The sequence below is a fragment of the Pseudomonas sp. JE3303 genome (assembly GCF_056312565.1).
This window is the reverse complement of sequence record NZ_JBWGIF010000002.1, coordinates 170457-188863: the sequence shown is the minus strand read 5'-3', so window position 1 is coordinate 188863 and position 18407 is coordinate 170457. Positions and strand designations below refer to the sequence as shown.

Sequence of the window (18407 nt, the reverse complement as noted above, 5' to 3'; positions counted from 1 at the left end):
GATCCGCCATGACCACCACCAACCTTGGCACCGCCAACGAATTCATCGCCCGTCACATCGGCCCGCGCGCGGGCGACGAGCAGAACATGCTGGCGACCCTGGGCTTCGATACCCTCGATGCCATGACCGCCGCCGTCATTCCCGACAGCATCAAGGGCACCAGCGTGCTGGAGCTCGGCGATGGCCAGAGCGAAGCCGACGCCCTGGCCTCGCTCAAGGCCATCGCCGGCCAGAACCAGTTGTTCAAGAGCTTCATCGGCCAGGGCTACTACAACTGTCATACCCCCGCACCGATCCTGCGCAACTTGCTGGAAAACCCAGCCTGGTACACTGCCTACACGCCCTACCAGCCAGAGATTTCCCAGGGCCGCCTCGAAGCGCTGCTGAATTTCCAGACCCTGATCAGCGACCTGACCGGGCTGCCCATCGCCAATGCCTCGCTGCTAGATGAAGCCACCGCAGCCGCCGAGGCCATGACCTTCTGCAAGCGCCTGAGCAAGAACAGGAACAGCCACGCATTCTTTGCCTCCAGCCACTGCCACCCACAGACCCTCGACGTGCTGCGCACCCGGGCCGAGCCGCTGGGTATCGAGGTGGTGGTGGGCGACGAGCATGCGTTGACCGACACCAGCGCGTTCTTCGGCGCACTGCTGCAATACCCGGCCAGTGGCGGCGAGGTGTTCGACTACCGCGCGCTGGTCGAGCGCTTCCACGCCAGCAACGCGCTAGTTGCCGTCGCTGCCGACCTGCTGGCCCTGACCTTGCTGACGCCACCCGGTGAGTTCGAGGCCGACGTGGCCATCGGCAGCGCCCAGCGCTTTGGCGTGCCACTGGGCTTTGGCGGCCCGCACGCGGCGTACTTCGCAACCCGCGACGCGTTCAAGCGCGACATGCCGGGCCGACTGGTCGGCGTCTCGATTGACCGCTTCGGCAAGACTGCCCTGCGACTGGCCATGCAGACCCGTGAGCAGCATATCCGCCGCGAGAAGGCCACCAGCAACATCTGCACCGCGCAAGTGCTGCTGGCCAACATCGCCAGCATGTACGCCGTATACCACGGTCCGGCGGGCCTCAAGGGCATCGCCGAGCGCACCCACGCGCTGACCAGCATCCTGGCCGAAGGCCTCAAGGCGCTGGGCGTCAGCGTCGTCAACCAGGCCTGGTTCGACACGCTGACCCTGGCGACCGGGACCGCCACCGCTGCGCTGCACGATAAAGCGCGCAGCCAGGGCCTCAACCTGCGCCAGATCGACGCCAGCCACCTGGGCCTGTCGCTGGATGAAACCAGCAGCCAGGCCGATGTCGAAGCGATCTGGCAGCTGTTCGCCGCCGATGATGCGCTGCCTGACTTCGCTGCGCTCGGGGCCACCGTTCAGGCGCACCTGCCCACTACCCTGCTGCGCCAGTCGGCGATCCTCGAGCACCCGGTGTTCAACCGCTATCACAGCGAAACCGAGCTGATGCGCTACCTGCGCCGCCTGGCCGACAAGGACCTGGCACTGGACCGCAGCATGATCCCGCTGGGCTCGTGCACCATGAAGCTCAATGCCGCCAGCGAGATGATACCGGTCACCTGGGCCGAGTTCGGCAACCTGCACCCCTTCGCCCCCGCGGAGCAAAGCCAGGGCTACCAGCAGCTGACCCAGGAACTGGAAGCGATGCTCTGCGCCGCCACCGGCTATGACGCCGTGTCGCTGCAGCCCAATGCCGGCTCGCAGGGCGAGTACGCGGGCCTGCTGGCGATCCGCGCCTATCACCAGAGCCGTGGCGAAGCACGCCGCAACATCTGCCTGATCCCCTCCTCGGCCCACGGCACCAACCCCGCGACCGCGCAGATGGCCGGCATGCGCGTGGTGGTCACCGCCTGCGATGCACGCGGCAACGTCGACCTCGACGACCTGCGCGCCAAGGCCATCGAGCACCGCGAGCACCTGGCGGCCCTGATGATCACCTATCCCTCGACCCACGGCGTGTTCGAGGAAGCGATCGGCGACATCTGCGCGGTTATCCACGACAACGGTGGCCAGGTGTACATCGACGGCGCCAACATGAATGCCATGGTCGGCCTCTGCGCTCCTGGCAAGTTCGGCGGCGATGTTTCGCACCTGAACCTGCACAAGACCTTCTGCATCCCCCACGGCGGTGGCGGTCCAGGCGTCGGCCCGATCGGCGTCAAGGCGCACCTGGCGCCCTTCCTGCCCGGTCACGCGCAGCTGGAAAACACCCAGGGCGCAGTCTGCGCCGCACCGTTCGGCAGCGCGAGCATCCTGCCGATCACCTGGATGTACATTCGCATGATGGGTGGTGCCGGCCTCAAGCGGGCCTCGCAGATGGCCATCCTCAACGCCAACTACATCGCGCGCCGCCTGGAGGAGCATTATCCTGTGCTGTACACCGGTGGCAACGGCCTGGTGGCGCATGAATGCATCCTCGACCTGCGCCCGCTCAAGGACAGCAGCGGCATCAGCGTCGATGACGTCGCCAAGCGCCTGATCGACTTCGGCTTCCATGCGCCGACCATGTCGTTCCCGGTGGCCGGCACCTTGATGATCGAGCCGACCGAGAGCGAGGCCAAGGAAGAGCTCGATCGGTTCTGCGACGCGATGATCCGCATCCGCGAAGAGATCCGCGCGGTCGAGAGCGGCAGCCTCGACAAGGATGACAACCCGCTGAAAAACGCTCCGCACACCGCCGCGGAGCTGGTGGGCGAGTGGCGTCATGGCTACAGCCGCGAGCAGGCGGTGTATCCACTGTCGAGCCTGGTGGAGAGCAAGTACTGGCCGCCGGTAGGCCGGGTCGACAACGTGTTCGGCGACCGCAACCTGGTCTGCGCCTGCCCGTCGATCGAGAGCTACCAGGACGCCTGAGTCCGTCAGCAAGGGCCAGGCCCGGCATGCCGGCCTGGCCTGGCCTGGCCAGATATTCCGTCGGTTCGCAAACCTTAGGAGTCAACGATGTCCGAAACACTGCACAAGACCCCGCTGCACGGCCTGCACCTGGAGCTGGGCGCGCGCATGGTCCCGTTCGCCGGCTACGAGATGCCGGTCCAGTACCCGCTGGGCGTCATGAAGGAACACCTGCATACCCGCGAGAGCGCCGGGCTGTTCGATGTGTCGCACATGGGCCAGATCCGCCTGACCGGCCCCCAGGCCGCCAAGGCCCTTGAGTCCCTGGTGCCGGTCGACATCATCGACCTGCCGGTGGGCATGCAGCGGTACGCCATGTTCACCAACGAGAGTGGCGGCATCCTCGATGACCTGATGGTCGCCAACCTGGGCAACGACGAGCTGTTCCTGGTGGTCAACGCGGCCTGCAAGGACCAGGACCTGGCCCACCTGCGCCAGCACGTCGGCGAGCAATGCGAGATCGTGCCACTGTTCGAGGAACGCGCCCTGCTGGCCCTGCAGGGGCCTGCGGCGGCTTCGGTATTGCAGCGCCTGGCGCCGGAAGTTGCCGGGATGACATTCATGCAGTTCAGGAAGGTCGTGCTGCTGGACCAGGAATGCTATATCAGCCGGTCGGGCTACACCGGCGAAGACGGCTTCGAGATCTCCGTGCCTGCCGCCGGCGCCGACGCCCTGGCCCGTCGCCTGCTGGCCGAGCCTGAAGTGGCCGCCATCGGCCTGGGCGCGCGTGACTCGCTGCGCCTCGAAGCCGGGCTGTGCCTGTATGGCCACGACATGGACAGCCAGACCACTCCGGTGCAGGCCAGCCTGCTCTGGGCGCTGTCCAAGGCGCGCCGCGCCGATGGTGCCCGTCCTGGGGGCTTCCCGGGTGCGGAGACGATCTTTGCCCAGCAACAAAACGGCGTTGCGCGCAAACGCGTCGGATTGTTGCCTCAGGAACGCACGCCTGTGCGCGAAGGCGCCGAGATCGTCGATGAGCAAGGCCAGGTTGTTGGCCAAGTGTGCAGCGGCGGCTTCGGCCCTACACTATCCGGCCCTATTGCGATGGGGTATGTGAACAGCGAACATGCCGCCATTGATACACCATTGTGGGCATTGGTTCGGGGTAAACGAGTTGCCTTGAAAGTCAGCCGGATGCCATTTGTCGCACAACGTTATTATCGCGGCTGATGCACCGCTGCGGGGCAGGCTTGCATATTCGTTTGCGAACCTGCCCCAATACTTTTCGAACATGGCGCAAACGCAGGCGCCACGCCGTGTGCGGCAATTCTTTGACACTTGAAAAAAAGCCCTTGAAGCATCCATTCCCAGGGGTTGTCTTTGTCGATGAAGTTAGCGTAGAGTCACTCCACTGTGTTTGCATGGGTCGCTACGGTTCGTGACCTGGGCAGTAGCGCCGAGTTTTGCTACAACCCGTTCGACGTCTCTTACTTTCCTGCAACCCAGCCAGTAGTCTTCCCTTTCAGGAAGAAGCTGTTATTACTTCTGCTGTTATTACTTGAGTTCCAAAGGAAATAAGACAATGTCCCAACGTCAGAGCGGTACCGTCAAGTGGTTTAACGACGAGAAAGGTTTTGGTTTCATCACTCCTGAAAGCGGTCCGGATCTGTTCGTGCACTTCCGCGCCATCCAGGGCAACGGCTTCAAGAGCCTGAAAGAAGGCCAGAAAGTCACCTTCATCGCCGTGCAGGGCCAAAAAGGCATGCAGGCTGACGAAGTTATCGCGGAAGCCTGATTTTCCCGAGAAAAAGCCCCTGCCGGCAACGACAGGGGCTTTTTTGTGCCTGCGATTTCGTAGAATGGGCGTTTTGTGCAAGGAACCGTATCGCATGCCCAAGCAAATGCTGCACCCCAAGGGCGAGTTCCCTGCCGTCGGACTGGGGCGCCGCCTCGCTGCGATGTTCTATGACTTGCTGCTGTGTACCGCGCTGCTGATCGTGACCGCAGGGGTCTACAAGCTCGTCCAGATGGCCGTGATCGGCGCCGAGCGCATGCGCGCGCTGACCGACGCCGGTGCCCTGGATGCAGACCCCTTGTTGTCCACCGTGCTGCTGTTCGTGCTGTTTGGTTTCTTTGCCAAGTTCTGGACCCATGGCGGACAGACCTTGGGCATGCAGGTATGGGGCATTCGCGTGCAGAACGCTGACGGCACGGCGATCAGCCTGTGGCAGGCGCTGTTGCGCTTCGTGGTGGCGATTGGCTCGTGGGCCTGCCTGGGGCTCGGGTTTGCGTGGTCGATCGCTGACAAGCGCAAGCGCGCATGGCATGACATCTATTCCGAAACCCAGTTGGTGCGGGTGCCGAAGCGAAAGGCCTGAATGCAAAAACCGACCCAGAGGTCGGTTTTTCATGAGCATGCCGTGCAGTCAGCCAGCCCTGCGCAACAACCATACCCCGGCCAATGCACAGATCCCTGCCGGGATCACCACGGCCAGCAACGGCGGGAAGCCGAACACCTGGCTGGAGGGTCCGAGCAGATCCTGCGCGATGCGGAATACAAAGCCCACCAGGACGCCGGTGAATACTCGCTGGCCCAGGGTCACCGAACGCAGCGGCCCGAAGATGAAGGAGATCGCCATCAGCACCAGCGCGGCGGTAACCGCTGGCTGCAGGACCTTGGTCCAGAATGCCAGCCAGTAGCGGGCATTGTTCAGGCCTTGGTCGGAAAGATAGTGGATGTAGTCCCACAGACCCGTGATCGACAGCGACTCAGGGGCCAGAATGACGGTGTTGAGCAACTGCGGGCTCACCGACACGTCCCAGCGTTCTTCAGGCGCGTTCACCACTTCGGTATGGTCGCCCCGGAAGTGCGTGGTGCTGACGTCGCTGAGCATCCAGTGGTCTTCCTGGTACTGCGCCCGGCGCGCGAAGCTCGAGGTGACCATGTGCCGCTGCTCGTCGAAACGGTAGCGGGTAACACCCAGTAGCAGGCCATTGGGCTGCACCGAGTTGATGTGCACGAACTCCTCGCCCTGGCGGTGCCACATGCCGCGCTTGGAGCTCTGCGCCTCACCGCCGCCCTGCGCCAGCGAACGCTCGGCCTGGGCCTTGTTCTCGGTGACGGGAGCCAGGTATTCGCCCACCAGCAGGCCGACGATCATCAGCACCAGCATCGGCTTCATGACCGCCCAGACGATACGGCCGATGGAAACCCCGGCCGCGCGCATGATGGTCAGCTCGCTGCTGCTGGCCAGGCTGCCCAGGCCGATCAGGCAGCCGATCAGGGCCGCCATCGGCAGCATGTCGTACAGGCGGCGTGGCGCGGTCAACAGCACGAAGTTGCCGGCGTCCAGCAGCGTATAGGTGTCGCTGATGTCGCCCATCTCGTCGATGAAGGCGAACAGCGAGGCCAGGCCTAGAATGATCCCCAGCACCGCCAGGATCGCCATCAGCACACTCTTGCCGATGTAGTTGTCCAGCTTAACCATGGGTCACCTCGGCACGGCGCGCGGCGCGCTTGAGGCGCAGGGGTTCCCAGTACAGCAGGACCAGTCCGATGAGCAGGAACAGGCCGTGCACCCACCATATGCCGATGGACATCGGCAGTTTGCCCTTCTCGAGGGCGCCGCGAACGGAAATCAGCATTGTCAGGTAGGCCATGTACAGAAGGATCGCGGGCAGCAGCTTGAGGAAGCGGCCCTGGCGCGGGTTGACCCGGGCCAGTGGTACCGCCAGGAGGGTCACGATGAACACCAGCAGTGGCAGCGACAGGCGCCACTGCAGCTCCGCGCGTTCGCGCAGGTCGGTCGCGCCGAACAGCTGCGAGGTCGGGATGGCCTCGCGCTCGGTCACTTCTTCGCTGACCTCGGGCTTGGGCAGCAGCACGCCATACGTGTCGTACTTGATGGCGCGGTAGCCGGCCTGGCCCGGGTTGCCGTCGTAGCGGTAGCCGTTCTCGAGAATCAGGTAGCGGTTGCCATCAGCCTGGACTTCCTGGTGGCCCTTCTCGGCGACCAGTACCGAAGGCGCGCGGTCCTTGGTCTTGTCCTGGTTGAAGCGCTTCTCGGAGATGAACACCCCAGCCAGGTTGACGCGGTCGTCCGACAGGTCCTCGGTGTAGGTCACCCGAGTGCCGTCCCGCAAGGTCTGGAAGCGGCCCGGCACCAGCGTGTCGAACTCGGTCAGCGCGTCCTGCTGGTTGATGATCTGCGCTACCTGGGACACGCCCTGCGGGGCCAGGCTCAGGCTCAGCCAGGCCACCAGCAGCGCGACCAGCGTGGCCGGGGCCAGGGTGATGGCCAGCAGCCGCTGCTGGCTCATGCCGGTGGCCGACAGCACGGTCATCTCGCTTTCGAGGTACAACCGGCCGTACGCCAGCAGAATGCCGAGGAACAGTCCCAGCGGCAGGATCAACTGCAGGAAGCCCGGCAGGCGATAGCCCATGATCAGGAACAGCACGCCCGGATCAAGGATGCCCTGGGCCGCCTGGGCCAGGTATTTGATGAAGCGCCCGCTCATGATGATGACCAGCAGCACGGCGCTGACGGCGCTCAAGGTCACCAGGACCTCGCGGGACAGATAACGGAAGACGATCAAACCAGACACTCCTGGGTTGTCAGGCTCGGACAGCCAAACAAAGGGTACAGACAGCCAAGACCATTGCTGGTTCGCCGAGGCGAACCTCCATGTAAAGTGCGCGCATTATCCTGTGATTGGCCGCGCCTGTCACTTGGCGCCGCACGCGCATGCAGGCCGGGCTTGTCACCAGGGCCGCGAGGGGCTCAAACTGGGCGCTTTTCCACTGGCCCGCACGCGCGGCCAGGCCCTGCACAGACAGCGCCAACTGACAGAACTTTCGGGGACCTCTACATGGAACTGGTTGTAAAAAGCGTAGCCGCGGCATCCATCAAGACCGCTACCCTGGTCATCGCCGTCGGCGAGGGCCGCAAGCTCGGCGCCACGGCCAAGGCTGTCGACGAAGCCACCGGTGGTGCCCTGGGCACGCTGCTCAAGCGCGGCGACCTGGCCGGCAAGCCGGGCCAGACCCTGCTGCTGCACAACCTGCCGGGCCTGAAGGCCGAGCGCGTCCTGCTGGTCGGCAGCGGCAAGGAAGAAGCCCTGGGCGACCGCAGCTGGCGCAAGCTGGTGACGAGCGTGGCGGGTGTGCTGAAAACCCTGGGCGGTACCGATGCCGTGCTGGCCATCGACGATATCGCGGTCACCGGCCGTGACGGCCACTACGGCAAGTACCGCCTGCTGGCCGAGACCCTGCAGGACGGCGAATACGTCTTCGACCGCTACAAGAGCAAGAAGGCCGAGCCCCGCGCGCTGAAAAAGATCACCCTGCTCGCCGACAAGGCCGGGCAAGCCGAGGTCGAGCGCGCCGTCAGGCACGCCACCGCCATCGCCAGCGGCATGCGCCTTACCCGTGACCTGGGCAACCTGCCGCCGAACATCTGCCACCCGAGCTTCCTTGCCGAGCAGGCCAAGGGCCTGGGCGACGAGTTCGCGGCGCTGACGGTCGAGGTGCTCGACGAGAAGCAGATCAAGGACCTGGGCATGGGCGCCTTCTACGCCGTGGGCCAGGGCAGCGACCAGCCACCACGTCTGATCGTGCTCAACTACCAGGCCGGCAAGCAGGGTGACAAGCCCATCGTGCTGGTCGGCAAGGGCATCACGTTCGACACTGGCGGCATCAGCCTCAAGCCTGGCGCCGGCATGGACGAGATGAAGTACGACATGGGCGGCGCCGCCAGCGTCTTCGGCACCCTGCGCGCGGTCCTCGAGCTGCAGCTGCCGATCAACCTGGTGTGCCTGCTGGCCTGTGCCGAAAACATGCCGAGCGGCGGCGCTACCCGCCCTGGCGACATCGTCACCACCATGAGCGGGCAGACCGTCGAAATCCTCAACACCGACGCCGAAGGCCGCCTGGTGCTGTGCGACGCACTGACCTACGCCGAGCGTTTCAAGCCGCAGGCGGTAATCGACATCGCCACGTTGACCGGCGCCTGCATCGTTGCCCTGGGCAGCCACACCTCGGGCCTGATGGGCAACAATGACGAACTGGTCAGCCAACTGCTCGACGCCGGCAAGCGTGCCGACGACCGCGCCTGGCAACTGCCGCTGTTCGACGAATACCAGGAGCAACTGGACAGCCCCTTCGCCGACATCGCCAACATTGGCGGGCCGAAGGCCGGCAGCATCACCGCGGGCTGCTTCCTGTCGCGCTTTGCCAAGGCCTATGACTGGGCCCACTTGGACATCGCTGGCACCGCCTGGACCAGCGGCGGCAAGGACAAGGGCGCCACTGGCCGCCCGGTGCCCCTGCTGACCCAGTACCTGCTCGATCGCGCTGGCGCCTGATGCGCAGTGCCGGCGCTGCCTTGGCGGTGCCGGCCGGCATTCCTTGAACGATGAGCAAAGTCGACTTCTATATTCTGCCCACCGACTCGTTGCCGGCGCGGCTGGAGTTCGCCTGCAAGCTGTGCGAGAAGGCCTGGCGCCTTGGCCACCGGGTCTACCTGCACTGCCATGATGCCGCCCAGCGTGATGAGCTGGACGCACTGCTGTGGCGATTCAGGGGCGAAGCCTTCGTGCCCCACGATCATGCCGAGACTCATGAGGATGCGACGGTCGCGCTGGGCATCGGCCTGGATGCAGGACGGCACAGTGACCTGCTGATCAACCTCGGCCCCGACGTGCCGGCGTTTGTCGGCCAGTTCGAGCGGGTCGCCGAGATCGTCGTGGAGGAGCCCGGCATCCGCCAGGCCGCGCGCGAGCGGTTCCGTTTCTATCGTGAACAGGGCTATGCTCTGCAGGACCACCGCTTACAGCGACTTTGACGAAGATGGACAAGCCCACTGCCATGCCCCAATCCGCCCACCTGCTCGATGACCTCGAGTCGATCCGCCAATTGCTGGGCGACGCCGACCTGCAACCTCCCCTGCTGACCGAAACGGTGGAGGAGATTCCTCTTTTGCTCGAGGAGCCAGCGATGACCGAGGCGCCCGCCGACGATCCCCAGACCCGCCGCCAGGACACCCTGCTGCACCTGGACAGCGAACTGCGCGCCGCCGCGCAGCTGATCATGCAGGACGTGATCAACGACTTCACCCCGCATATCGAAACCGAGATCAAGCGCCGCCTCGCCGCTCGCCTCGAGCGCCTGCTCAAGCCCTGAGCGGTTGCAGGGGGCCTGACGCCCCACCCTGATACCAGGCTGTCGCTTGCAGCCTGCTCCTTCGCTATACTTCCCGGCTTTCCTGAATTAATGCCATAGGGTCCCGCCGCGCATGGATAAGACCTACCAGCCGCACGCCATCGAAACTTCCTGGTACAACACCTGGGAGTCCGAGAACTATTTCGCCCCACAAGGTGCAGGCGACTCCTACACCATCATGATCCCGCCGCCGAACGTCACCGGCAGCCTGCACATGGGCCATGGTTTCAACAACGCGATCATGGACGCCTTGATCCGCTTCCGCCGCATGCAGGGCCGCAATACCCTGTGGCAGCCGGGCACCGACCATGCCGGTATCGCGACCCAGATGCTGGTCGAGCGTCAGCTCGAGGCCAAGGGGCAGAGCCGTCATGACCTGGGCCGCGAGAAGTTCCTCGACAAGGTCTGGGAATGGAAGGAGCAGTCGGGCGGCAACATCAGCCGGCAGATCCGCCGCCTGGGCTCGTCCGTGGACTGGAGCCGCGAGCGCTTCACCATGGACGACGGCCTGTCCGAGGCGGTCAAGGAAGCCTTCGTGCGCCTGCACGAGGACGGCCTGATCTACCGCGGCAAGCGCCTGGTCAACTGGGACACCAAGCTGCACACGGCGATTTCCGACCTCGAAGTGGAAAACCACGACGAGAAGGGCCATCTGTGGAACCTGCGCTACCCGCTGGCCGACGGCGCCAAGACCGCCGAAGGCCTGGATTACCTTGTGGTCGCCACCACCCGTCCGGAAACCCTGCTCGGTGATGCCGCCGTCGCGGTCAACCCGAACGACGAGCGCTACCAGGCACTGATCGGCAAGTTTGTCGAGCTGCCGCTGGTTGGCCGTCGCATCCCGATCGTGGCCGATGAGTATTGCGACCCCGAGTTCGGCACCGGCTGCGTGAAGATCACCCCGGCCCACGACTTCAACGACTACGAAGTCGGCAAGCGCCACAACCTGCCGCTGCTCAACATCTTCGACAAGAATGCCCTGGTGCTGGCCAACGCCCAGGTGTTCAACCTCGACGGCAGTGTCAACGACACCCTCGACACCACCCTGCCCGCCCAGTACGCCAGCCTCGACCGCTTTGTCGCGCGCAAGCAGATCGTTGCCGACATGGACGCGGCGGGCCTGCTGGTCAGCGTCGACGACCACGCATTGAAAGTGCCGAAGGGCGACCGGTCTGGCACCATCATCGAGCCGTGGCTGACCGACCAGTGGTACGTGTCCACCAAGCCGCTGGCCGAACCTGCGATCGCCGCTGTCGAAGACGGCCAGATCCAGTTCGTGCCCAAGCAGTACGAGAACATGTATTTCTCTTGGATGCGTGACATCCAGGACTGGTGCATCAGCCGCCAGTTGTGGTGGGGCCACCGCATTCCGGCCTGGTACGACGAGGCCGGCCAGGTCTATGTCGGGCGCAGCGAGGAAGAAGTCCGCGCCAAGCACAACCTGGGCGCGGATGTCGTCCTGAACCAGGACAACGACGTGCTCGACACCTGGTTCAGCTCGGGCCTGTGGACCTTCTCCACCCTGGGCTGGCCACAGCAGACCGAGTTCCTCAAGACCTTCCACTCCACCGACGTGCTGGTCACCGGCTTCGACATCATCTTCTTCTGGGTCGCCCGGATGATCATGCTGACCATGCACCTGGTGAAGAACGAGGACGGCACCCCGCAGGTACCGTTCAAGACAGTCTACGTGCATGGTCTGGTGCGTGATGGCCAGGGCCAGAAGATGTCCAAGTCCAAGGGCAACGTGCTCGACCCGCTGGACATCGTCGACGGCATCACCCTCGACGCGCTGCTCGAAAAGCGCACCAGCGGCATGATGCAGCCCAAGCTTGCCGAGAAGATCGCCAAGCAGACCAAGGCCGAGTTCCCCGAGGGGATCGCCAGCTACGGCACCGACGCCCTGCGCTTCACCTTCTGCTCGCTGGCCTCGACCGGCCGCGACATCAAGTTCGACATGGGCCGCGTCGAAGGCTACCGCAACTTCTGCAACAAGATCTGGAACGCTGCCCGCTATGTGCTGGACAAGGGCGAGGACTGCGGCCAGAACGGCGAGGCCTACGAGCTGTCGCTGGCTGATCGCTGGATCATCTCGCAGCTGCAGCGCACCGAAGCCGAAGTGACGCGCCAGCTGGAGCAGTTCCGCTTCGACCTGGCCGCCCAGGCGCTCTATGAGTTCATCTGGAACCAGTACTGCGACTGGTACCTGGAACTGTCCAAGCCGGTACTGTGGGACGAGAACGCCCCGGTTGAACGCGCCCGCGGCACTCGCCGCACCCTGGTGCGTGTGCTGGAAGTCGCGCTGCGCCTGGCGCATCCGTTCATGCCGTTCATCACCGAGGAAATCTGGCAGCGCCTGGCGCCGCTGGCAGGCAGCACGGGTAAGACCATCATGCTGCAGCCTTGGCCGGTGGCCGATGAAAGCCGCATCGATGCCGCCGCCGAAGGCGATATCGAGTGGCTCAAGGAGCTGATGCTTGGCGTGCGCAACATCCGCGGCGAGATGAACATCGGCCCTGGCAAGCCACTGTCGCTGTACCTGAAAAACGCCAGCAGCGAAGACCAGCGCCGCCTGCAGGAGAACGAAGCGCTGCTCAAGAAGCTGGCGAAGATCGAATCCTTCACCGTGCTGGGCGAGCAGGACGAAGCACCACTGAGCGCCACCGCCCTGGTCGGCGACCTGCAGGTGCTGGTACCGATGGCAGGCCTGATCGACAAGGATGCCGAGCTTGCGCGACTGAACAAGGAGATCCAGCGTCTCCAGGGTGAAGTGCAGCGCGTGGGCGGCAAGCTGTCCAACGCCGCCTTTGTCGACAAGGCCCCACCGGCCGTGATCGACAAGGAGCGCGCGAAGCTTGCCGAAGCTGAACAGGCGTTGGCCAACTTCACCGAGCAGCATGCACGGATTGCCGCGCTGTAATTTTTGATCGCGGTGTGACTGGCGAGGGCGACGCCCTCGATCGCGGCACAAGGCCGCTCCCACTGGTTGTGGTGGCTTGCTCCAGATAGCAGATACCGCCCAACCTGTGGGAGCGGCCTTGTGCCGCGATGGGCCGCAAAGCGGCCCCAAGGTCCACACGCTCCCCGGACTCCCCATGACCACCACCAAGCCCACCCTGCATCCCCGCAACCGCCATCAAGGCCGCTACGACTTTCCCGCGCTGATCAAGAGCCTCCCCGACCTCGGCCGCTTCATGATCACCAACCCCTACGGCAAGCCCAGCATCGACTTCGCCAACCCCGAAGCCGTGCGCGTGTTCAATCGCGCCTTGCTCAAGGCGCAGTACGGGATCGCCCACTGGGACATTCCCGCCGACTACCTCTGCCCGCCCATCCCTGGCCGCGCCGACTACCTGCACGTGCTGGCCGACCTGCTGGCCGAGGACAACGGCGGCGAGATTCCCCGAGGCCCCCAGGTGCGCGCGCTGGACATCGGCGTAGGGGCAAACTGCATCTACCCGCTGATCGGCCACAGCGACTACCGCTGGCGCTTTCTCGGTTCGGACATCGATGCCATCGCCCTGGGCGCGGCCAAGGCGATCGTCCAGGCCAACGGCCTGGACAAAGCCATCACCCTGCGCCAGCAGGACAACCGCAAGCACATCCTGCTCGGCCTGCTCAAGGACGATGAACGCTACGACCTGACCCTGTGCAACCCGCCCTTCCACGCTTCGCGCGAAGAAGCCACCCGGGGCAGCCAGCGCAAATGGAAGGCGCTGGGCAAGGCCGACCCGAAGCGCAAGCTGCCGGTGCTCAATTTTGGCGGGCAAAACAACGAGCTCTGGTGCGAGGGGGGCGAGATCCGCTTCGTCACGCAGCTGATCGGCGAGAGCGCCCAGCTGGGCAGCCAGGTGCTGTGGTTCACCAGCCTGGTGTCCAAGGCCAGCAACCTGCCGGGTATCGAGGCCGCGCTGAAGAAGGCCGGGGTCAAGGCCCAGCGTGTGGTGGAGATGGGCCAAGGGCAGAAACAGAGCCGCATGGTCGCCTGGAGCTTCCAGGACAGCGCCCAACGCCAGGACTGGCTCGGGCAAAAACGCAAGGCATGAAAAAGCCGCGCCCGGTCGAGCCGGGCGCGGCTTCAGCGAAGCTTCAACAATTTACTTGTTGACGGCGTCGGTCAGGACCTTGGCAGGAACGAACTTGACGACTTTCTTGGCGGCGATTTCGATGGCGGCGCCAGTCGAAGGGTTGCGGCCGGTACGGGCAGGACGCTCGGAGATTTTCAGCTTGCCGATGCCTGGCAGAGTGATTTCAGCGCCGTTTTCCAGTTGGTCAGCGACGATCTGGCCCAGTTGCTCCAGGGCGTTGCGCGCGGTGGTCTTCGGCGCATCGATCGCTTCGGCGATGTCGGCAATCAGTTGGTCTTTGGTCAATGCCATGGTGGTGTTCCTTCCCTATCAAATTCAGTAGATAAGCAGCTGCTACGTAGGTCTCTGGCCCGCACCACGATAGTCCGACGGGCCTTGGCGATCGCGTATGTAAGATACGCAAATCCGCAATTGGTTCGACCTGACGCTCAGCAGCTGCCAGCAATGCGCCACAAGGGGGCACAAGACCGGGCAAAGCTAACACAGGAACAGACAAATATCCGCAGCCGACCTCGCTTTTGTGTAGGTTTTTCGGGGGTTTGGCCGAAAAAAACGGTAAAACTGGTCAAAAAATCTACAACCGGCATTTCTGCCAACATCCATCCACTGTACCGCCCTCGCCCTGGGGTAAACTGGCGGACTTTGCAGCGCGGCCCCGCAGGGGCCCCTTTCAGCCGAGAATCCCATGCCGATCCGTCATTGCATCGTCCACCTGATCGACAAGAAACCCGATGGCACCCCCGCCGTGCTGCACGCACGCGACCGTGAGCTCAACGAGTCCGACGCCATCGAAAACCTTCTGGCCGACCTCAACGACAGCTACAACGCCAAGCAGGGCAAGGCCTGGGGATTCTTCCACGCCGAATCTGGCGCGCATCCGTTCAGCGGCTGGCTCAAGCAGTACCTGGATGAGGAGCGCGACTTCACCGCGTTCAGCCGTACCGCGGTCGAACATCTGCAAAAGCTCATGGAAGAATCCAATCTGTCCACGGGCGGCCATGTGCTCTTTGCCCACTACCAGCAAGGCATGACCGACTACCTGGCCATTGCGCTGCTGCACCACAGCGAGGGCGTAGCGGTAAACGCCGAGCTGGACGTGACCCCCTCGCGCCACCTCGACCTGGGCCAACTGCACCTGGCCGCGCGCATCAACCTGTCAGAGTGGAAGAACAACCAGAGTTCCAAGCAGTACATCTCGTTCATCAAGGGCAAGAACGGCAAGAAGGTATCGGAATACTTCCGTGACTTCATCGGCTGCCAGGAGGGCGTGGACGGCCCAGGCGAAACCCGCACCCTGCTCAAGGCCTTCAGTGACTTCGTGGAAAGCGAGGACCTGCCCGAAGAGTCTGCCCGCGAAAAAACCCAGGTCCTGGTCGACTATGCCACCAGCCAGACCAAGGCCGGCGAGCCAGTGACCCTCACCGAACTGTCCGGGCTGATCGACGAGGAGCGCCCGCGGGCCTTCTACGACCATATCCGCAACAAGGACTACGGCCTGTCGCCGGAGATCCCGGCCGACAAGCGCACGCTCAATCAATTCCGCCGCTTCACCGGGCGGGCCGAAGGGCTATCGATCAGCTTCGAGGCGCATCTGCTGGGCTCGAAGGTGGAGTACGACGAAGAAGCCGGCACCCTGGTGATCAAGGGACTGCCGACCCAGCTGATCGACCAGCTCAAGCGCCGTCAGGACTGAACCCCGGCCAGGAGGCGACCAACGCCTCCTTGGCGGTCTTGCGCAGCTTCTTCACCAGGCGCTCCTGGCGCAGCGCCTCGGCCTTGTCAGGCCATTGCTCGACGTAGACCAGCGCCTGTGCGGGGCTGGTCTTGAAGTAACGCGCACCGCGGCCCTTCTGGTGGGCGGCGAAGCGGCGCCTGGGGTCATCGCTGATGCCGCAATACAGCGAGCCGTTGGCCGCCCTTACCAGGTAGACGAACCAGGCCTTGGGCTCAATGGCGGCAATGGCCTCAGACCCGCTCACTGACGACCTGCACATGCAATGCCCGCCCGGCCTTGAGCCCGAACGCGATGGCGCCTGCGCCCAACACCGCGAAAATCCAGCCGACGGCATCCCAGCCACCTGTAAGGTCGTGCACCAGCCCCACCGCGAACGGCCCCATGGACGCCAGCGTGTAGCCAAACCCCTGCGCCATGCTCGACAGGTTGGCGGCCACGTGCGCGTCCCCGGACCTGAGCACGATCAAGGTGAGCGCCAGGGCGAATGTCCCGCCCTGCCCCAGGCCCAGCAGCACCGCCCAGCCCCACAACCCCTCCAGCGGCGCGTAGAGGCATCCGAACAACCCTGCCAGGGTGACCAGCATGACGATCACGATGGCCAGGCGCTGGTCCTTGCCACGGGTGGCAATCCAGGGTGCGCTAAGCGAGCTCACCAATTGGACGATCACCGAGCCCGACAGCACCAGGCCCGCTTCGGTCGGGCTCAAGCCACGTCCGATGAGGATCGAGGGCAGCCAGCCGAAGACGATGTAGGCCAGCGATGACTGCAGGCCCATGTACAGCGTCACCTGCCAGGCCAGTGGGTCGCGTAGCAGGCCACGCACGCGATAGGCCACGCGGTGCGCCCCATGGCCCTGGCGCGCCTGGGGCAACCAGAACAGCATCGCCAGCAACGCCGGCAGCACCCAGAAGCCCAGCCCGACCGCCCAGCTGTCGTCCCAGTGCTGGGCCAGCGGCACCGTGGCACCGGCGGCCATCGCTGCACCCAGGCACAGGGCCATGGTGTAGACGCCGGTCAGCGTACCGGCGTGCTGGGGGAAGTCACGCTTGACGATGCCCGGCAGCAGCACCCCGATCACGCCGATGCTGGCGCCGGCGAGGATGCTGCCCAGGAACAGCCCTGCGACGCCCAGCGTGCTGCGCACCAGGATCCCTGCAGCCAGTGTCAGCAGGATGCCAAGGATGACCCGCTCGCTGCCGAAGCGACGGGCCAGGATAGGCGCGAGCGGCGCGAACAGCCCAAGGCAGAGCACGGGCAGGGTCGTCAGCAGCCCGGCTTGCGCAGCGCTCAGGCCCAGGCTCGAGGAGACCTGCCCCAGCAGCGGCGCCATGCTCGACAGCGCCGGGCGCAGGTTCAGCGCCACCAGAACCAGGCCCAGCAGCAACAGCCAGGGCTGGCGCACCAGCAGAGGCTGGCGCTGGACCGCTTCGTCGTCAGCCTCGGCGTCGATCAGGAGTTCATCGGCCATCGGTAGCCAACGCATCCAGCAGCGCCTGGTTCATCTCAGGCGTACCGATGGTGATCCGCAGGAACTGGGCGATCCGCGCCTGCTTGAAGTGCCGCACGATCACGCCCTGTTCACGCAGTCGGGCTGCCAGCTCGCCTGCATCCTGCTGGGGATGGCGGGCGAAGATGAAGTTGGCCGCCGAAGGCAGCACCTCGAAACCACGCGCGGTCAGCTCCTTGACCACTACCTCGCGGTTGTCGATCACCTTGCGGCAGGTCGCTTCGAAATACGCCTGATCCTCGAACGCCGCTGCGCCGCCGACGATCGCCATGCGGTCGAGGGGGTAGGAGTTGAAGCTGTTCTTGATCCGCTCCAGCGCCTCGATCAGGTCCGGATGCCCGACCGCCAGCCCTACCCGCAGCCCCGCCAGCGAGCGCGACTTGGACAGGGTCTGGGTGACCAGCAGGTTGTCGTAGCGGTCCACGAGGCTGATGGCCGTCTCGCCACCAAAGTCGATATAGGCTTCATCGACCACCACCACCGAATCCCGGTTGGCCTCGAGCAACTGCTCGATGGCGTCCAGCGCCAGCAGGCAACCGGTGGGTGCGTTGGGGTTGGGGAAGATGATCCCGGCATTGGGCTTGCGATAGTCCTCGACGCGGATCTGGAACTGCTCGTCCAGTGGCACCTGCTCGAACGGGATGCCATACAGGCCGCAGTACACCGGGTAGAAGCTATAGCTGATGTCAGGGAACAGCAGCGGGCCCTGTTGCTGGAACAGGCCGTGGAAGATGTGCGCGAGCACTTCGTCCGAGCCGTTGCCCAGGAACACCTGCGCAGGTTTCACGCCGTAATGGTCCGCCACGGCCTGCTTGAGGCGGTCGCTGTTCGGGTCCGGGTACAGGCGCAGGTTGTCGTTGACCTCGGCGCGCATGGCTTCCAGCGCCTTGGGCGACGGACCATAGGGGTTCTCGTTGGTGTTGAGCTTCACCAGCCGGGCCAGCTTGGGCTGTTCGCCCGGCACGTAGGGCACCAGGTCCTTGACGAAGGGACTCCAGAATCGACTCATGC

16 protein-coding genes are annotated in these 18407 nt (G+C 64.5%); 10 read left to right on the top strand and 6 right to left on the bottom strand.

Translation table 11 applies throughout. From position 1 onward, the window contains the following. The first annotated feature begins 8 nt into the window (after nt 1-8). The 4 genes from gcvP (at nt 9) to AC0ZZU_RS04290 (ending at nt 5224) form a co-directional block, all read left to right on the top strand. On the top strand, nt 9-2867 hold the full coding sequence (gene gcvP / locus AC0ZZU_RS04305; protein WP_476339312.1) for an aminomethyl-transferring glycine dehydrogenase: 2859 nt from the start codon (nt 9-11) through the stop codon (nt 2865-2867). A gap of 87 nt (nt 2868-2954) precedes the next feature. Further along, a complete protein-coding gene (gcvT, locus tag AC0ZZU_RS04300; protein WP_476339311.1) occupies nt 2955-4076 on the top strand; it encodes a glycine cleavage system aminomethyltransferase GcvT in 1122 nt (373 codons plus the stop codon). 352 nt (nt 4077-4428) lie between these two features. Continuing rightward, nucleotides 4429-4641, top strand: a complete 213-nt coding sequence (locus AC0ZZU_RS04295; RefSeq protein ID WP_010220199.1) for a cold-shock protein — start codon at nt 4429-4431, stop codon at nt 4639-4641. Between the two features lie 94 nt (nt 4642-4735). Next, nucleotides 4736-5224, top strand: coding sequence for an RDD family protein (locus AC0ZZU_RS04290; RefSeq protein WP_476339310.1), 489 nt, complete (start codon nt 4736-4738; stop codon nt 5222-5224). Nucleotides 5225-5272: 48 nt separating this feature from the next. Here the strand turns inward: AC0ZZU_RS04290 and lptG are convergent, their stop codons facing one another. Together lptG and lptF are read right to left on the bottom strand one after the other, a co-directional pair. Continuing rightward, nucleotides 5273-6334 (bottom strand): LPS export ABC transporter permease LptG, encoded by a 1062-nt coding sequence (gene lptG, locus AC0ZZU_RS04285; RefSeq protein ID WP_476339309.1) that lies wholly within the window; start codon nt 6332-6334, stop codon nt 5273-5275. After that, nucleotides 6327-7442, bottom strand: coding sequence for an LPS export ABC transporter permease LptF (gene lptF, locus AC0ZZU_RS04280; protein WP_476339308.1), 1116 nt, complete (start codon nt 7440-7442; stop codon nt 6327-6329). Before lptF ends, lptG begins: the two co-directional genes overlap by 8 nt. A gap of 273 nt (nt 7443-7715) precedes the next feature. On the opposite strand from lptF, the gene AC0ZZU_RS04275 reads away from it, so the two are divergent. The 5 genes from AC0ZZU_RS04275 (at nt 7716) to rlmF (ending at nt 14111) form a co-directional block, all read left to right on the top strand. Further along, nucleotides 7716-9209, top strand: a complete 1494-nt coding sequence (locus AC0ZZU_RS04275; protein ID WP_476339307.1) for a leucyl aminopeptidase — start codon at nt 7716-7718, stop codon at nt 9207-9209. Between the two features lie 50 nt (nt 9210-9259). Beyond that, entirely contained in the window at nt 9260-9688 is a 429-nt protein-coding gene (locus tag AC0ZZU_RS04270; RefSeq protein WP_476339306.1) for a DNA polymerase III subunit chi, read from the top strand. A gap of 5 nt (nt 9689-9693) precedes the next feature. Then, entirely contained in the window at nt 9694-10026 is a 333-nt protein-coding gene (locus AC0ZZU_RS04265; protein ID WP_476339305.1) for a DNA polymerase III subunit chi, read from the top strand. 112 nt (nt 10027-10138) lie between these two features. After that, complete coding sequence (locus AC0ZZU_RS04260; protein WP_476339304.1) at nt 10139-12985, top strand: valine--tRNA ligase; 2847 nt, start codon at nt 10139-10141, stop codon at nt 12983-12985. Nucleotides 12986-13160: 175 nt separating this feature from the next. Continuing rightward, nucleotides 13161-14111, top strand: a complete 951-nt coding sequence (gene rlmF, locus AC0ZZU_RS04255; protein WP_476339303.1) for a 23S rRNA (adenine(1618)-N(6))-methyltransferase RlmF — start codon at nt 13161-13163, stop codon at nt 14109-14111. 51 nt (nt 14112-14162) lie between these two features. On the opposite strand, the gene AC0ZZU_RS04250 is transcribed toward rlmF, so the two are convergent. Beyond that, complete coding sequence (locus AC0ZZU_RS04250) at nt 14163-14444, bottom strand: HU family DNA-binding protein (protein WP_158459438.1); 282 nt, start codon at nt 14442-14444, stop codon at nt 14163-14165. Nucleotides 14445-14838: 394 nt separating this feature from the next. Here AC0ZZU_RS04250 and yejK point away from each other — a divergent pair, with 394 nt between their 5' ends. Then, nucleotides 14839-15846, top strand: coding sequence for a nucleoid-associated protein YejK (gene yejK, locus AC0ZZU_RS04245; RefSeq protein ID WP_476339302.1), 1008 nt, complete (start codon nt 14839-14841; stop codon nt 15844-15846). On the opposite strand, the gene AC0ZZU_RS04240 is transcribed toward yejK, so the two are convergent. From AC0ZZU_RS04240 to hisC, 3 genes are read right to left on the bottom strand one after another with little or no spacing between them, the layout of a single operon-like run. After that, nucleotides 15827-16132 carry a GIY-YIG nuclease family protein gene (locus tag AC0ZZU_RS04240; RefSeq protein ID WP_476339301.1) on the bottom strand — a complete coding sequence of 102 codons (306 nt, stop codon included), beginning with the start codon at nt 16130-16132 and terminating at the stop codon, nt 15827-15829. The genes yejK and AC0ZZU_RS04240 overlap by 20 nt on opposite strands. Further along, a complete protein-coding gene (locus tag AC0ZZU_RS04235; protein ID WP_476339300.1) occupies nt 16119-17372 on the bottom strand; it encodes a CynX/NimT family MFS transporter in 1254 nt (417 codons plus the stop codon). Before AC0ZZU_RS04235 ends, AC0ZZU_RS04240 begins: the two co-directional genes overlap by 14 nt. Next, entirely contained in the window at nt 17347-18405 is a 1059-nt protein-coding gene (gene hisC / locus AC0ZZU_RS04230) for a histidinol-phosphate transaminase (RefSeq protein ID WP_476339299.1), read from the bottom strand. Before hisC ends, AC0ZZU_RS04235 begins: the two co-directional genes overlap by 26 nt. Nucleotides 18406-18407 lie beyond the last annotated feature (2 nt).

What these genes read in the sequence shown, in the direction of transcription:
- gcvP (WP_476339312.1), top strand. Translation starts at nt 9, where the DNA reads ATGACCACCACCAACCTTGGCACCGCCAACGAATTCATCGCCCGTCAC.
- gcvT (WP_476339311.1), top strand. Translation starts at nt 2,955, where the DNA reads ATGTCCGAAACACTGCACAAGACCCCGCTGCACGGCCTGCACCTGGAG.
- AC0ZZU_RS04295 (WP_010220199.1), top strand. Translation starts at nt 4,429, where the DNA reads ATGTCCCAACGTCAGAGCGGTACCGTCAAGTGGTTTAACGACGAGAAA.
- AC0ZZU_RS04290 (WP_476339310.1), top strand. Translation starts at nt 4,736, where the DNA reads ATGCCCAAGCAAATGCTGCACCCCAAGGGCGAGTTCCCTGCCGTCGGA.
- lptG (WP_476339309.1), bottom strand. Translation starts at nt 6,334, where the DNA reads ATGGTTAAGCTGGACAACTACATCGGCAAGAGTGTGCTGATGGCGATC.
- AC0ZZU_RS04275 (WP_476339307.1), top strand. Translation starts at nt 7,716, where the DNA reads ATGGAACTGGTTGTAAAAAGCGTAGCCGCGGCATCCATCAAGACCGCT.
- AC0ZZU_RS04270 (WP_476339306.1), top strand. Translation starts at nt 9,260, where the DNA reads ATGAGCAAAGTCGACTTCTATATTCTGCCCACCGACTCGTTGCCGGCG.
- AC0ZZU_RS04265 (WP_476339305.1), top strand. Translation starts at nt 9,694, where the DNA reads ATGGACAAGCCCACTGCCATGCCCCAATCCGCCCACCTGCTCGATGAC.
- AC0ZZU_RS04260 (WP_476339304.1), top strand. Translation starts at nt 10,139, where the DNA reads ATGGATAAGACCTACCAGCCGCACGCCATCGAAACTTCCTGGTACAAC.
- rlmF (WP_476339303.1), top strand. Translation starts at nt 13,161, where the DNA reads ATGACCACCACCAAGCCCACCCTGCATCCCCGCAACCGCCATCAAGGC.
- AC0ZZU_RS04250 (WP_158459438.1), bottom strand. Translation starts at nt 14,444, where the DNA reads ATGGCATTGACCAAAGACCAACTGATTGCCGACATCGCCGAAGCGATC.
- yejK (WP_476339302.1), top strand. Translation starts at nt 14,839, where the DNA reads ATGCCGATCCGTCATTGCATCGTCCACCTGATCGACAAGAAACCCGAT.
- AC0ZZU_RS04235 (WP_476339300.1), bottom strand. Translation starts at nt 17,372, where the DNA reads ATGCGTTGGCTACCGATGGCCGATGAACTCCTGATCGACGCCGAGGCT.
- hisC (WP_476339299.1), bottom strand. Translation starts at nt 18,405, where the DNA reads ATGAGTCGATTCTGGAGTCCCTTCGTCAAGGACCTGGTGCCCTACGTG.